We start from the raw sequence: 13,545 nt of genomic DNA on the forward strand, positions 1-13,545 counted from the left end.
CCATGCGTGGTCCAAGCTCGTGGCGTCGTGGTGTGCTCCTCGGTGCGTGGGTGGGGTGGCTCGGCGTGGCCGGATGCAACGCCGAGCACCCGATCGAAGGCGTCGACGACGGGCTGTGCGTGGGCGAGCCCTCGGCCTCGGAGGCGGTGGGCTTGGTCACCGGGCTCGACGTCGACGTGCTGCTGGTGATCGACGACTCCGGCTCGATGCTCGAGGAGCAGGCCACGCTGGCCGCCAGCTTCGGCTCGCTCATCGACGTGCTCGAGCGTCCCGAGGTCGCGGGCAGCTATCGCATCGCGGTGACCACGACCAGCAGCGCGGGCTGCAACCCCGCTGCGCTCGACGTGGGAGAGCTGCGGCTGACCTCGTGCCGCAGCCGCCCCGAGGCGTTCGTCTCCGACGGCTCCGAGGGGCCCGTGGCCGACGTGCGGGGGGAGGCTTGCGAGGCGATCTGCCCCGAGTCATGGGCTTCGTGGCAGACGCTGCCCACCACCACCCAGTACGACGACGTGCCGCGGCCGCGCCCCTGGATCGAGCGCATCGGAGCCCGCACCAACCTGCCCGAGGGGCTCACGCCGCAGCAGGCCTTGCAGTGCATCGGGCCCCAGGGGATTGCGGGCTGTCGGTTCGAATCACCGCTCGAGGCCATGCGACGTGCGGTGCTGCGCACCTACGAGGAGGGCGATCCCAACTTCGGCTTCATTCGCGAGCACGCCGTGCTGCTGGTGGTCTTCATCACCGACGAGGTCGATTGCTCGTTCGGCTCGTCGTGGGCCTCGGTGCTCTCGCCCGACGGCGACCGCGTGTTCTGGTCCGACCCGGACGCGCCCGGGCCCACCTCGGCCGTGTGCTGGAACGCCGGGGTGGCCTGCGACGAGGGTGATCCCCTGCAGTGCCACGCGGTCGACCTCGACGCCGCTGGTGCTCCCGTCGATCCGGCCGACGCGGACGAGCACGCGGTGCTGCGCCCCGTGTCCGGCTACGTCGAGCTGCTCGAGGCGCTCGGGGCGAGCAAGCAGGCCATCTTTCCCAATCGCGGCGTTGTCGTGACACTGCTGGGGGGAGCCAACGGCGACGGCTCGGTGACCTACGCCGAGACGTCGGTCGACCCCGTGTTCGGGGAGGAGTTCGGTATTGGCCCCGGATGCCAGAACTCGAGCGGGAAGGCCGTGCCCCCGGTGCGCCTGCGCGAGCTCGTCGACGTGCTGCAGGTCGGCGACGGCCGCACCACGTTCTCGATCTGCGACGCCGACTACACCCGGGTGCTCGATCCCATTGCGGAATCCCTCGCGCACCAACCCAGGCCCGCCTGCATGCCGGGCTGTGTGGCCGACATCGACCCCTCGACCCCCGACCAGCTCGACCCCTCGTGCGAGCTGGTGCAAGACGTGCCCGACCTCGACGCCTTCGCCAACTACGAGGACCAGTCGATCGTCCGCTGCAGCGACGACGGCACGCTACCGGTCGGGCAGGACGTCTGCTACACGACCCTGACGGGCGACGAACGGTCCGAGTACTGCATCGACCAGGGCAACAACCTCCAATTCCAGCTCCTGCGCCGCCCGGGCGTCTACGTACCCAGCGGCACCCAGATCCGTGCGTCCTGCGTGATGTCCGAGTGCACCGCCACCGAGTGCCCCGACCTGCGCTGAGGACGGCTCCAGCTCGGCGCTCCGGCGGCAGGCATGATGACGCTCGCCAGGCTCGAGTGCGGCGACCTGGGCTCGATCGTCAACACGGCCTCGGTCGCGGCCGAGGACGGGCAGGTCGGCCAAGCCGCCTACTCGGCGTCGAAGGCCGGCGTGGTCGGGATGACCTTGCCGATCGCCCGCGATCTGTCGCGCGAGGGGATCCGGGTCAACACGATCCTCCCCGGCATCTTCGACACGCCGCTGCTGCAGGGCCTGCCGGAGAAGGTCCGGGAGGCCCTCGGCGCCCAGGTCCCGCATCCGTCGCGGCTCGGTCGGCCTCGAGAGTACGCCTCGCTGGCGCTCGAGCTGTGCCGCAACGGCTACTTCAACGGCGAGGACATTCGCCTCGACGGCGCGATCCGAATGGCGCCGCGCTGACCAGCCCGGCCGGGCCCACCCACGAGAGGCACCGCGAGGCCACATCCGAGGCCACGAGCACCCGGCAAGCCCCCACCCCGTCGGCGCGTGTGGCCCGGGCCGGACCGCCGCGCTACCATCGTCGGCCTCGACTCTGCCGTGTCGACCCTGGTCCCAGATGCCGTCTCTCCTCGATTCGAGCTCGCGGGAGAGATCGGCAGCGGGGCCATCGCCGTGGTCGCGCGGGTGATCGATCGCAGCGACGGTGCCGCCTACGCCGGCAAGATCCTCCACGACCGACACCGCCGCGACGAGGCGGCCACCCGTCGCTTCCATCGCGAGGCCGAGCTCGCCAGCCGTCTCGTGCACGAGAACCTGGTGCGGGTGTTCGGCACCCAGGAAATCGGCGGCCGCCCGGCCCTGCTGATGGAGCTGGTCGAGGGCCCCAACCTCGCCGACCACCTCGCGCGACGCGGCGTGCGGCCCGAGGCCGAGCTGCTGCCGCTGGCGCTGGGGATCGCTCGCGGGCTGTCCTATGCGCACGCGGCCGGGGTGATCCACCGCGATCTCAAGCCGGCCAACATCCTGCTGGCCACCGGCGCCGGCGGAGCGCTCGTGCCCAAGATCGCCGACTTCGGCATGGCGCGCGCATCCTCGTTCGCCAGCGCCGACAAGGGCGCCCTGACCGTGCTGGGCACCCCCCAGTACATGGCGCCCGAGTGCCTCGAGCCGCTGGCGGTCGACCCGCGCACCGATCTCTACGCGCTCGGCTGCATCATCGTGGAGATGGCGACCGGCGCCCCGCCGTTCTGCGGCGCCACCCCGTTCGCGGTGCTCGAGCAGCATCGCAATGCCCCGATCCCCGAGCTGCCCGAGGGCTACTCGCCCGGCCTGCGACGGCTGGTGACGCGCCTGCTGGCCAAGGCACCGGGCGATCGCCCGCAATCGGCGAGCGCGGTGGTCGACGCGATCTCGATGATGCTGCCCGGGAGCACGATGGTGCCCTTCCAGGCCGGGAGCGCCGCGCTCGCGCCCGTCGATCTCGACGCGGCCGCCGATGGTTGCTGTGCCGGATGCGGCGCCGCGGTGCTGCAGGAGACCCGCGTGTGCTTTCGCTGCGGACTGGTGCAGGTGGTGGTCGAGCGCGGCGACTGGTCGGTGTTCGTGACCGGCCCCGGGGAGGTCTCGCACAAGCTCGACAGCGGCCGTCGCGATCGCCTGCTGCGATGGCTGCGGGCCAACGCGGCGGTGGGCCTCGACCCGACCGAGCTCGAGCGACGGATCCCCCGCCTTCCGTTCACGCTGGTCTGCGGCGTCAGCGAGCGCAGCGCCGAGACCATGCGAGCCTCGCTCCAGCGGATCGGCATCGCGGCGGTGCGCGAGCGAGGCGGGCGAAGGTCTCACGCCGGCATCTACCGCAACACCAACAAGCTGGCCGGGCGCACCATGACGATCCTGTGCGCGTTTGCGCTGGCCCCCATGATGGTCGTGGCCCCGGTCGCCGTGGTGACCTTGCCGGCCCTGGCGGTGGCCCTCCCCGTGGTCTACGGCAGAACGCTGATGCAGGTGTCGCGCCCGGTGGTCACCATCGGCCGCCCCAGCGATCGCCGGCTGCCCCCCCGGGTCCAGGCACGGCTCGAGAGGCTGCACGAGGTGGTGGGGCACATCGGCGAGCGGCGCCATCGCGAGGCCCTGCGCGCGGTGGTGCACCGGGTGATCGCGCTCAGCCGTGACACCCCGGGACAGATGCAGCCCGAGATCGAAGCCGAGATGGAACACGCGCTGCACCTGGCTGCGGGCGCGACCATGCGCATGGATCAGCTCGACCGCGACATGAGCCACCCCGGCTTCGACCCCGCCGAGCCCTGGGCGCGGGCGATCATGCACGAGCGCGATCTGTGGTCGGCGCGGCTGCTCGATCTGACCGCCACCCTCGATGCACTCGCGGCCCGTCGCGCCGCCGCCCAGGCCACCATGGCCGACGCGAGGATGCCCGACGAGCTGCAGGCGCTGCGCGCCACGGTGGAAGCCCTCGAGGAGGTCCAGCGCGGATGAGTGATGCTCTACCGTGGCTGCCGTGGCCCCACCGCCTGCTCGAGGGTCCCTGCGACGTGGGTACCGAGCAGCGCTGGCACATCGAGCTCTCCGACGGGCGCCGGGCCGTGGTGGGGCAGCTGGCCGCCGATCTCGCACGTGACGAGTCGATCCGCCGCCGCTGGGTCCGCGACGCCGAGCGCATGCAGGGGCTGGCCGCGCACGCCCTGGCCCCCACCCTGGCGCTCGGGCCCGAGCCCGACCCTCGCGATCCCGCCGCACTCGCGCCCTGGCGCGTGCGGCTGGACCCGGCCGGCGAGACCCTCGAGAGCTGGCTGCGGCGAGCCCCGGCCACGATCGAGGAGCTGAGCGCCGTGTTCGTGGGCCTGGCCGATGCGCTGCAATCGGTGCACGCCACCGGGGCGGTGCTCCGCGACCTGCGGCCCTCGCAGATCGTCCGCACCCCCGATGGCCGCGTGATCCTGGTCGACGTGGGCCTGTCGCGAGTCGACGTGCTCTCGAGCCACACGGCCTCGAGCTTGCTGATGCAGGGCTCGGCCTACGCCGCGCCCGAGCAGATCCACGCCACCGCCGTCGACCAGCGCTCCGATCTCTACAGCCTGGGCGTGATGATGTGGCAAGCGCTGACCGGCGAGCTCCCGTTCGGGGACGGCCCGGCGTTCATGCGCGAGCCCGGCCACGGTCTGCCTCCGCTGGTCTCGCTGCGCCGTGACGTGCCGCCCGCGCTGGAGCTGCTGGTGCGCGCCTGCCTCGACGACGACCCCTCGCGTCGTCCCGCGACCGCGAGCGACGTGAGCTGGGTGCTGCGGGGCGGTGCCCCCACGTCGCTGATGGAGCATGCGACCACCGTGTGTCAGCACTGCGGAACCCGGCTGCGCGTGGGCCAGCGCCTGTGCCTGTCGTGCGGTCGCGTGTCCGTGCGCTTCGTGCCCGCCATGCCCGGCGAGCCCGAGTATGGCGTGGATCTGTGCACCATCGACGAGGACGCGCGCAAGCTCGAGTGGCTGCAGGGCTTCGTGCGCGACATCGCCGAGGGACAGACCCAGGCCCCCGAGTTCCTGGTGGGACCGACCCTCCTCTACGCCGAGGAGGAGCGGCGCCGGAGGATCCGCCTGCCGGCGCGGCTGTTCGGCGGCCTCAGCGAGCAGACCGCCGTCGCCCTGCACGAGGTGATGCGCGACAAGGGCCTCGACACCAAGGTGGTCGGCCCGCCCGCCGTGCGCTCGGCGAGCATGCTCCCCGGAGGGATCGCCGGCGTGATGACCGTGACCGCCGTGTCCTTTGCGACGCTGGGCTGGGGCACCGCGTTCGGGGTCACCCTGGGCGTGGGTCTGCCGTTCCTCCTGCTGGCGCTGAACCGCTACAACAACGTCCGCCAGTGGGTGCAGCGCACGATCCCCCGCTTTCGCCTGCGTGCGCTGCCGGCCGCGCTGCCGGCCTCCGATCCCCTGGTGGCGCGCCTGGCCGCGCTGCTCCACGAGGGCATGCCCGGCGACGTGCGCGAGGTGGTGGGCGAGCTCGCGCTGCTGGTGCAGCGCCTGGTCGATCACCGGGCCGCCCACGTTCGGGATCATCGCGAGCTCGACATGCTCGTGGCTCCGCTCCAGCCCCTGGTGGGCGCGGTCGAGCGGCTGGTCGGGCAGCTGCACGAGATCGGACGCGAGCTCGCGGAGCTCGACGAGGGCGCCATGGTTCGGGCCCTGGCCGCCAGCACCGCGCGCCGCGAGGGACCGGAGCAGCGGGCGCCGATCCTGCAAGGGCTCGATCGCCTGCGCGCGCTGGAGGACCGGCGCGCCGAGGTCTTCCATCGCCTGCTCGAGGCCCGCTCGCTGCTCACGCGCACGGTCGAGCTGGGGCTGGCCGTGCACGACGAGGGCCTCGAGCACCAGCGCTCGCTGGCCATGGCCATGGCCGCACTGGGCGAAGGGTGAGCCGGCGTTCGGTGCACACCGGGTCGGGTCAGGGGCAGCTGCCGGCCTCGGTGCAGATCACCGCCCCCAGCAGATCCCACTCGCAGCACAGATCGAGGTCCCCGTTGCAGGCGTTGCAGGGACAGCTGTCGCACTCGGGTGCGATCTCCCAGTCCTCGCAGTTGCCGTCGATGCACACGCGGTGGCCGGCGCACTCCTCGTCGCAGTCCCCGCAGTGGCTCGGGTCGGTCTCGGTGTCCACGCAGCTGTCCCCGCACTGGTTGGGGAACGCGTTGCAGTCGGTCTGACACGTGCCCCCGCCGCACGGATCGCCCATGCAGTCGTTGCCACACATGCCGCAGTGCTGGGGATCGATGTTGGTATCGACGCACTCGTCGTCGCACAGGGTGAGCCCCGGCTTGCACACGCAGCTGCCTCCGCTGCAGATGTCGTCGTAGAAGGCGCAGTCGTTGCCGCACATGCCACAGTGATCGGCGTCGTTGTCGAGGTCGACGCACTCGTTGTTGCACGAGGCCTCGCTGCCCTCGCACTGGCAATTGCCCAGCGTGCAGCTCCCCGTGGCGCACTCGTTGAAGCAATCACCGCAGTGCTCGGGGTTGGTCGACAGGTCCACGCACGAGCTGTTGCACCCCACCAGGCCCTCGGGGCACGTGCACAGCCCCGAGATGCAGGTCTGCAGCGCGGCGCATTCCTCGGTGCAGCCACCGCAGTTGAGGGGGTCGGTCGTCGGGTCGATGCAATCGCTGCTGCACTGCACCGAGCCCGCGGGGCACGAGTCGGTGCAGCCTCCCCCGGCGCACACCTGCCCGGCCGGGCAGGCATTGCCACAGCCACCGCAGTGGTCGGCGTCCGAGTCGAGACTCACGCACTCGTCGTCGCACTTGGCGGCGCCGAACGGACAGTCGCTCACGCACATGCCCGCCCCGCAGGCCTCGTCGGCTCCGCAGGCCACTCCGCAGGCCCCGCAGTTGTTGGCATCGGCGTTGACGTCGACGCACTCGTCATCGCACAGCAGGTAGGTGGTGGGGCAGCCATCGCTCGCCGTGCCATCGGCCACCGTGGCCACGTCGGTCGCCCCGCTCGCGCCGGTGGCCTCGGTCGCGGTGGCCTCGGTGGCCGTGCCGTCTTGGCTGGTCCCCCCGCCGCACGCCGTCGACAGCAACACAGCCCCCAGAGCGGCTCGTTCGAGCCATACACGCATTTCGATCCGCGCCATGGTTGGTCTTGCCCTTCCTGCGCACGAAAAATACCACCATGTCGGCCACGACACGACCGCAGAGCGCCAGCACGAGGCCGAGCCCCGGCGACGGGCGTCCCGCTCAGGGCCGCTCGAACTCGTAGACGAAATTCTGCTCGAGCAGCCCTTCGTGCGCCCGCACGAAGGCAAAGCCCGCGCCCTCGATCTCGGCCCGGAACTCCGCGGGCGTCGCCCTGATGTGGTCGAGCAGCCACGCCTCGCTCTTGCCCTCGATCGCGATGTAGTCCACCACGAACAAGCGCCCTCCGGGGCGGATCGCGGCGAGCAGCGAGGCCAGGTAGGCGGCGGGTCGCTCCACGTGGTGGTAGGCGTCGCACATGAGCACGAGGTCGACCGAGGCCTCGGGCAACCCCACCGAGTCCTGCGTGGCGCGAACCAGCTCGATGTTGCGAAGGCCGGCCTTGCGCGCCTTCTGACCGATGTGATCGAGGAAGTAGGCCTGCACGTCGACCGCATGGACCCGTCCCCTGGATCCCACGCGCTCGGCGAGCGCCAGCGTGAACAGGCCGGTCCCCGCCCCCACGTCGGCCACCGTCATGCCCTCGCGCAGCGCCAGGAGGTCGAGGATCTGGTCGCGATGATCGAAGACCTCGCGCCCCTCTCGCTCGAATTGCAGGGCCCAGCGCCTGGGGTTCTGCTGCTCGGCGTAGCGCTCGTTGATCTCGCCGCCCACGTCATGCGGCGGTCCGGGCTCGGCGGCGCCGGCCTCGGTCTTGGACTCGGCCTCGGCCTCGGCCTCGGCCGTCGCCGTGGGCTCGTCCTTCGCCGGCTCGGCCACGAAGGGCTCACCCGCGGCATCGATGATCGGCCGCGGATCGGGCGACCGCGAGGGCGCGGGGTCGGGCACGGACCGGCAGCCCACGGAACCGACCACCAGGCAGACCGTTGGCACCACGCGCACGAGGACGGGTCGGAGCCGGCCGAGCATGGGCGCGGTGTAGCACGGCGCTCGCTCGGGTGCCCGGAGTGGTACAACCCCGCGAATCATGCAGCACGCGCTGGTCACCGGAGCACCGGGCTTTCTGGGAGCCCACATCGTGCAGGCCCTCGTGCAACGTGGGGTTCGGGTCCGCGGCTGGGGCCGGCCCGGCGAGCCCTGTGACCATCTCCGGCCGCTGGCGAAGGGATCCGAGCTGGAGATGATCGAGGGTGACGTCCGCGATCCCGCACTGGCTCGCCGCGCAGTCGAGGGCATCGACACGGTGTTCCACGCCGCCGCCGTCTACGAGTCGTGGGCGCCCGATCCCACCCTGATGTACGACGTGAACATGCGCGGCACGTTCAACGTGCTCTGCGCCGCGCGCGAGGTCGGGGCACGCGTGGTGTACACCGCCAGCGTCGTTGCGCTGGGTCGCCCGGCCCCCGGTGTGCTGGCCGACGAGGACACGCCCTACGAGGCGTGGGACCTCGACTTTCCCTACAGCCGCAGCAAGTACCACAGCATGCGCCTGGCCGAGGACTTCGCCGCGTGGGGCCTCGACGTGCGCATCGTGTGCCCCGGCTACGTGATGGGCCCCGGCGATCGCACCCCCACGCCCTCGGGCCAGCTGCTCATCGCGCTCGCCCAGGGCAAGGCTCCCGGCTACACCGCTGGCGGCATCGCCTACGTCGACGTCCGCGATGCTGCGCTCGGCCATGTCAGCGCCGCCGAGCGCGGCCGGCCCGGCCGGCGCTACGTGGTCAGCGGGCACAACATCGACAATGCGATGCTCATCCGCATCGTGGCACGGGCGGCCGGCCGACGCCCGATCGCGATCCCGCTGCCCAAGCCGGTGGCCAGAGGCGCAGCCGCGGTGCTGCAGCGCGCCGCCGTGGCCCGAGGACGGCGCCCCGACCTCGCCACCGTGATGCTCGAGTACGGCATGCGCGAGTGCTTCTACGACAACCGCCGCGCGCGCGAGGAGCTGGGCCTACGGTTTCGGCCGTTCGAGGACACGGTGGCCGACGGCCTGACATGGTTTCGCGAGGCCGGGATGCTGTAGCGGCATCCGTTGACGCCAGGGTGCCGCCCGCGTAGCGTCGGCTCGGCTCCTCTCGCTTCGCCCATGGCCCAGGACCCTGCCACTCCGCAGCTCGGCAAGGAGCTGTTTCGCAAGCCGCTGGTGCTCGGCCTGCTCGATCCCCTGAGCGGCAAGAGCCTGCTCGTACTCGGCTGTGGCAGCGGCAGCGGCTACTGGTGCCGCGAGCTCGCCCGGCGCGGCGCCCGGGTGACGGGCGTGGACGAGGGGAACCAACAGCTCGAGCTCGCGCGCGCCGAGGAGGCACGTCGTCCCCTGGGGATCCGCTACCTCGAGCGCCGGATCGGCCAGCTCGGCGGCCTCGAAGACGGCGAATTCGAGCTCGTGTTCCTCGACTACGTGCTGCTGTCGATCCCCCGCCTGGAGCTCATCGCGCGGCTGTTCTTCGAGGCCCATCGCGTGCTCGCCGACGATGGCCGAATGCTCGTGAGCGAGCTTCATCCGTTCGACGCGCTGCTCGACGACGCGATGGTGCTTCCCTCGGGGTTCCACTACTTCAGCCGCGGAGCCGCCTTCGAGGCGCGAGGCCGCCAGCTCGACGGCAAGACCGTGCAGTACACCAACTACCACTGGACGGTCTCGGACTACTACGAGGCCATCACCCGGGCCGGGTTCTACGTGTCGCGGATCCTCGAGCCGCAGGTGAGCCGCAGCTTGCTCGAAGCCAACCCCGAGCTGCAGTACCGGGCGAACCTGCCGCGCGACCTCATCTTCATGGCCGAGAAGTAGCTCGAGAAGTAGCCCGAGAAGTAGCCCGGTGCACTTTTCGCTTTGACAACCCAGCGGTCGCCCCCTAGGCTGCTCGACGGGTCGCCAGGTGGCCGGATGGTCCGGCACGGCGACGCGGAGAGGAGGACGACCATGCAGCCCCTTGTCACCCGCGGATCGCAGTCGAGCCTCGTCTCCGCGCGCTCGTAGCTCCGCCACGTACCTCCTCGGGGGTCCGTCCGCGTGCTGGCTCGCGAAGGCCAGGCTCTCACCCTTCGTCCGTCGACCCGATGACGGGCCGCGCCTCCCCCAACCAACCAAGAGCCTGGGGGGCTCGGCCCACGTGAGAGCAACCCAAACATGACATCCAAATCCGATCGACGGGGCCGTGGCCACCGTCGTGGGCGGCCGTCCGAGCACGCGCCGTCGCTGTCGTCCGTGTTCTTCTCCGCGGCCCCACACGGCCGCTCTCGGGGCCCGCGGGGCTCCGCCAACAACAAGTCGCGCCAGCTGTGCCGGCAGGTGCAGCGCCGCCTCGATCTCGCGCTCTGCGAGCTCGACGATCCGCTCCTGCAGGGACTGTGGGTGCAATCGGTCGAGCAGGAGCCCGGCGGTCGGGCACTCGTCGTGGAGGTGGTGACCTCCGATCCCGCCGCGGTGGCCCCCACCCTCGCTCGCCTCGACGCAGCCCGTGGCTGGCTGCGCAGCGAGGTGGCGGCGGCGATCCACCGCAAGCGCACGCCCTACCTGCAATTCGTGGTGGTGACACAGGACGTGATGCCCCGCGAGCTCGACGCGCCGTTCGAGCCCGAAGGGCCATTTGGTCCCGAAGAGGAGGACGAGCCATGACCGTGGCCTCGGCTCCCCTCCAGCAATGGCTCGCCGAGCCACCACCGGCCGAGGTCGCCGACGCACTCGAGCGCCTGCGCCGAGGCCCCGACGTGGCGCGGGTGGCCGTGATGCCCGACGTACACCTCAGCGCCGAGGTGTGCGTCGGCGTGGCCCTGGCCACCCGCTCCACGCTCGTCCCCGCCGCCGTGGGCGGGGACATCGGCTGCGGCATGGCGGCGCTGGCCTTCGACGCCCAGGCCAGCGCGCTCGACTCGGCCTCCGCCGCCGCGCGGGTGCTCGAGGGCCTCTACCGGGCGATCCCGGTGATGCGACACAAGCGAAGCACGGGCCCCCGGCTGCCCGAGGCGCTCGCCGAGCGGCCGCTGAGCCAGCCCGGGCTCGAGGCGATCAAGACCCGCGAAGCGGCTCTGCAATTCGGCACCCTGGGGCGCGGCAACCACTTCCTCGAGCTGCAGGCCGACGAGGACGACCGCCTGTGGCTGATGGTGCACAGCGGCTCGCGCGGCATGGGGCAGGCGATTCGCGAGGCCCACGAGCAGCAGGGCACTCGCGATCGCGCGGGGCTGTGCGGGATCCCGGCCGACTCGCCACCGGGGTGCGCCTACCTGCACGACCTGCAGTGGGCGCTCGAGTATGCGGCCCGCAGCCGCGCCCGCATGGTCGAGGTGGCGCGCATGGTGATCCATGACGCGCTGGGCGTGGAGGCCGACGAGCGCAGCTTCATCGAGTGCCACCACAACTTCGTGCGTCAGGAGACCTACGAGGGCGAGCCGCTGTGGGTACACCGCAAGGGTGCGATCTCGGCCCGCGAGGGTGAGCTGGGGATCATCCCGGGCTCGATGGGCGCGGCGAGCTTCCACGTGAGAGGTCGTGGCTGCGCGGCCGCGCTGTGCTCGAGCTCGCACGGGGCCGGGCGGGCGATGGCGCGGTCGGAGGCGCGCAAGCGGATCACCACCATGCGGCTGCACGAGCAGATGCAGGGCGTGTGGTTCGACCACCGCATGGCCGAGCGCCTGCGCGAGGAGGCACCGGGGGCCTACAAGGACATCGGGGCCGTGATGAGGGCGCAGCGGGCCCTGACCCGGGTGGTCCGGCGGCTCCGACCGCGGCTCGCGTTCAAGGGCGGATAGGCTTGCTACGCTCGACCCCAACGTGACCCGGTCCCGCGCCTACCCGTGGATCCAGCTGCTGCTGCGCGCCGCGGTCAACCTGTTCTTTCGACGGATCGAGGTCGCGGGCCTGCGCAACATCCCGCGCGAGGGCGGGGGCCTGGTGGTCTCGTGGCACCCCAATGGCCTGGTCGATCCGGGCCTGGTCCTCACCCAGTGTCCGCGCCCCGTGGTGTTCGGGGCGCGGCACGGGCTGTTCTCGTATCCGCTGCTCGGGTCGCTGCTGCGCGAGGTGGGCACGGTGCCGATCTACCGGGCCAGCGACATGGATGGCGACATGGGTGGCGACGCATCGCAGGAGTCTCGCCGTGCCGCCAACCGCAAGAGCCTCGAAGCACTCGCGGAGCGCGTGGCCGAGGGCTCGCTGTCGGCGCTGTTCCCCGAGGGGATCTCCCACGACGAGCCGGGTCTGCAGGCGCTGCGCAGCGGCGCGGCGCGGCTCTACTACCGCGCGCGGCAGCTCGCGGGCGAGGGGCCGCCGCCCGCGATCCTGCTGGTGGGCCTGCACTACGACGACAAGCAGATGTTCCGCAGCAGCGCGCTGGTCACGTTCCATCCGCCGCTCTCCCTGCCACCGCAGCTCGACGTGACGCCCGAGGGTGACGTGGACTCCGACGCGGGGCGCGAGCTGTGCCACCAGCTCACCACGCACATGGAGCAGGCCTTGCGCGAGGTCGTGCACGCCACCGACTCGTGGGCGCAGCACGATCTGATGCACCGGGCGCGCCGCCTGGTGCGGGCCGAGCGGGCGCACCGCGCCGGCATCGAGCCCGAGCGCACCACGATCGGCGAGCGGGTGCTCGGGTTCTCGGAGATCCGCACGGGGTACCAGCAGGCGATGCAGCACGATCCCGCGCGGGTGAACGCGCTCATGCAGCGCGTGCGGCAGTACGACACCGATCTACGCGCGATGCGGCTCGAGGACTACGACCTCGACGCCCCGCCCTCGCTGGGCTCGAAGTGGATCGCACTGCTGCTCGCGATGCAGATGCTGGGGGTGTTCCTGCTGCTGCCCCCGCTGGTGGCGCTGGGGTACCTCATCAACCTGCCCACGGCGCTGTTGCTCATTGCGATTGCCAAGCTGGCCGCGCGCAAGAAGAAGGACGAGGCCACGGTGAAGCTGGTGGCCGGGATGCTCGCGTTCCCGCTGACCTGGATCGCGGCCGGGGTGCTCGCGGGGATCGGTCATCACCAGCTCCACCTGGGGTTTCCGCGGATTCCCGATGCGCCGTGGCTGGCGGGGATGACCATGGCCTCCCTCGGCGCGGTGGGCGGAGCCGCCGCGCTGCGCTACCTCGCCATGGCCAGGGAGACCGCACGAGCGGTGCGGGTGCGGCTGACCCGAAGCGGCGCGGTGCGAAGCGTGGCGCGGCTCCGGCGAGAGCGAAGCAAGATCTTCGACGAGCTGGTGGCGCTGGTGGAATCGAGCGAGAGCGAGCAGTCGATGACGTGAGGGCCGCTGCCCGACCTGTGGGACCGGTCGCATGCACGCCCACAGCCGGCGGG

11 protein-coding genes are annotated in these 13,545 nt (G+C 71.7%); 9 read left to right on the forward strand and 2 right to left on the reverse strand.

The features are described from left to right. Positions 1–2 precede the first annotated feature (2 nt). From OEB96_RS44810 to OEB96_RS44825, 4 genes are all read left to right on the forward strand, one after another. Positions 3–1,652, forward strand: a complete 1,650-nt coding sequence (locus tag OEB96_RS44810) for a VWA domain-containing protein (RefSeq protein ID WP_266223141.1) — start codon at positions 3–5, stop codon at positions 1,650–1,652. A gap of 33 nt (positions 1,653–1,685) precedes the next feature. Further along, positions 1,686–2,069 carry an SDR family oxidoreductase gene (locus tag OEB96_RS44815; RefSeq protein WP_266223142.1) on the forward strand — a complete coding sequence of 128 codons (384 nt, stop codon included), beginning with the start codon at positions 1,686–1,688 and terminating at the stop codon, positions 2,067–2,069. 138 nt (positions 2,070–2,207) lie between these two features. Then, entirely contained in the window at positions 2,208–4,103 is a 1,896-nt protein-coding gene (locus tag OEB96_RS44820) for a serine/threonine-protein kinase (protein WP_266223143.1), read from the forward strand. Continuing rightward, entirely contained in the window at positions 4,100–6,034 is a 1,935-nt protein-coding gene (locus OEB96_RS44825; protein WP_266223144.1) for a serine/threonine-protein kinase, read from the forward strand. The genes OEB96_RS44820 and OEB96_RS44825 overlap by 4 nt, the downstream gene beginning before the upstream one ends. Before the next feature lie 28 nt (positions 6,035–6,062). Here OEB96_RS44825 and OEB96_RS44830 read toward each other — a convergent pair whose 3' ends face one another. After that, positions 6,063–7,199, reverse strand: coding sequence for an MXAN_6577-like cysteine-rich protein (locus tag OEB96_RS44830; RefSeq protein ID WP_266223145.1), 1,137 nt, complete (start codon positions 7,197–7,199; stop codon positions 6,063–6,065). A gap of 154 nt (positions 7,200–7,353) precedes the next feature. Continuing rightward, the gene (locus OEB96_RS44835) at positions 7,354–8,220 is read right to left on the reverse strand and encodes a class I SAM-dependent methyltransferase (RefSeq protein WP_266223146.1); all 867 of its coding nucleotides are present in this window, start codon (positions 8,218–8,220) and stop codon (positions 7,354–7,356) included. Between the two features lie 58 nt (positions 8,221–8,278). On the opposite strand from OEB96_RS44835, the gene OEB96_RS44840 reads away from it, so the two are divergent. The 5 genes from OEB96_RS44840 (at position 8,279) to OEB96_RS44860 (ending at position 13,492) form a co-directional block, all read left to right on the forward strand. Then, on the forward strand, positions 8,279–9,274 hold the full coding sequence (locus tag OEB96_RS44840) for an NAD-dependent epimerase/dehydratase family protein (RefSeq protein ID WP_266223147.1): 996 nt from the start codon (positions 8,279–8,281) through the stop codon (positions 9,272–9,274). Positions 9,275–9,337: 63 nt separating this feature from the next. Then, positions 9,338–10,039 carry a class I SAM-dependent methyltransferase gene (locus tag OEB96_RS44845; RefSeq protein WP_266223148.1) on the forward strand — a complete coding sequence of 234 codons (702 nt, stop codon included), beginning with the start codon at positions 9,338–9,340 and terminating at the stop codon, positions 10,037–10,039. A 339-nt stretch (positions 10,040–10,378) separates the two neighbouring features. Further along, on the forward strand, positions 10,379–10,867 hold the full coding sequence (locus OEB96_RS44850; protein WP_266223149.1) for a ribosome-binding factor A: 489 nt from the start codon (positions 10,379–10,381) through the stop codon (positions 10,865–10,867). Beyond that, on the forward strand, positions 10,864–12,000 hold the full coding sequence (locus tag OEB96_RS44855) for an RtcB family protein (RefSeq protein WP_266223150.1): 1,137 nt from the start codon (positions 10,864–10,866) through the stop codon (positions 11,998–12,000). Before OEB96_RS44850 ends, OEB96_RS44855 begins: the two co-directional genes overlap by 4 nt. A gap of 22 nt (positions 12,001–12,022) precedes the next feature. Continuing rightward, the gene (locus OEB96_RS44860) at positions 12,023–13,492 is read left to right on the forward strand and encodes a 1-acyl-sn-glycerol-3-phosphate acyltransferase (protein ID WP_266223151.1); all 1,470 of its coding nucleotides are present in this window, start codon (positions 12,023–12,025) and stop codon (positions 13,490–13,492) included. Positions 13,493–13,545 lie beyond the last annotated feature (53 nt).

It is taken from the genome of Paraliomyxa miuraensis, from assembly GCF_026337845.1.
GTDB lineage: Bacteria > Myxococcota_A > Polyangia > Nannocystales > Nannocystaceae > Paraliomyxa > Paraliomyxa miuraensis.

Coding starts and splice junctions, on each gene's coding strand:
- OEB96_RS44810 (WP_266223141.1), top strand. CDS start 3: ATGCGTGGTCCAAGCTCGTGGCGTCGTGGTGTGCTCCTCGGTGCGTGG.
- OEB96_RS44815 (WP_266223142.1), top strand. CDS start 1,686: ATGATGACGCTCGCCAGGCTCGAGTGCGGCGACCTGGGCTCGATCGTC.
- OEB96_RS44825 (WP_266223144.1), top strand. CDS start 4,100: ATGAGTGATGCTCTACCGTGGCTGCCGTGGCCCCACCGCCTGCTCGAG.
- OEB96_RS44835 (WP_266223146.1), bottom strand. CDS start 8,220: ATGCTCGGCCGGCTCCGACCCGTCCTCGTGCGCGTGGTGCCAACGGTC.
- OEB96_RS44840 (WP_266223147.1), top strand. CDS start 8,279: ATGCAGCACGCGCTGGTCACCGGAGCACCGGGCTTTCTGGGAGCCCAC.
- OEB96_RS44845 (WP_266223148.1), top strand. CDS start 9,338: ATGGCCCAGGACCCTGCCACTCCGCAGCTCGGCAAGGAGCTGTTTCGC.
- OEB96_RS44850 (WP_266223149.1), top strand. CDS start 10,379: ATGACATCCAAATCCGATCGACGGGGCCGTGGCCACCGTCGTGGGCGG.
- OEB96_RS44855 (WP_266223150.1), top strand. CDS start 10,864: ATGACCGTGGCCTCGGCTCCCCTCCAGCAATGGCTCGCCGAGCCACCA.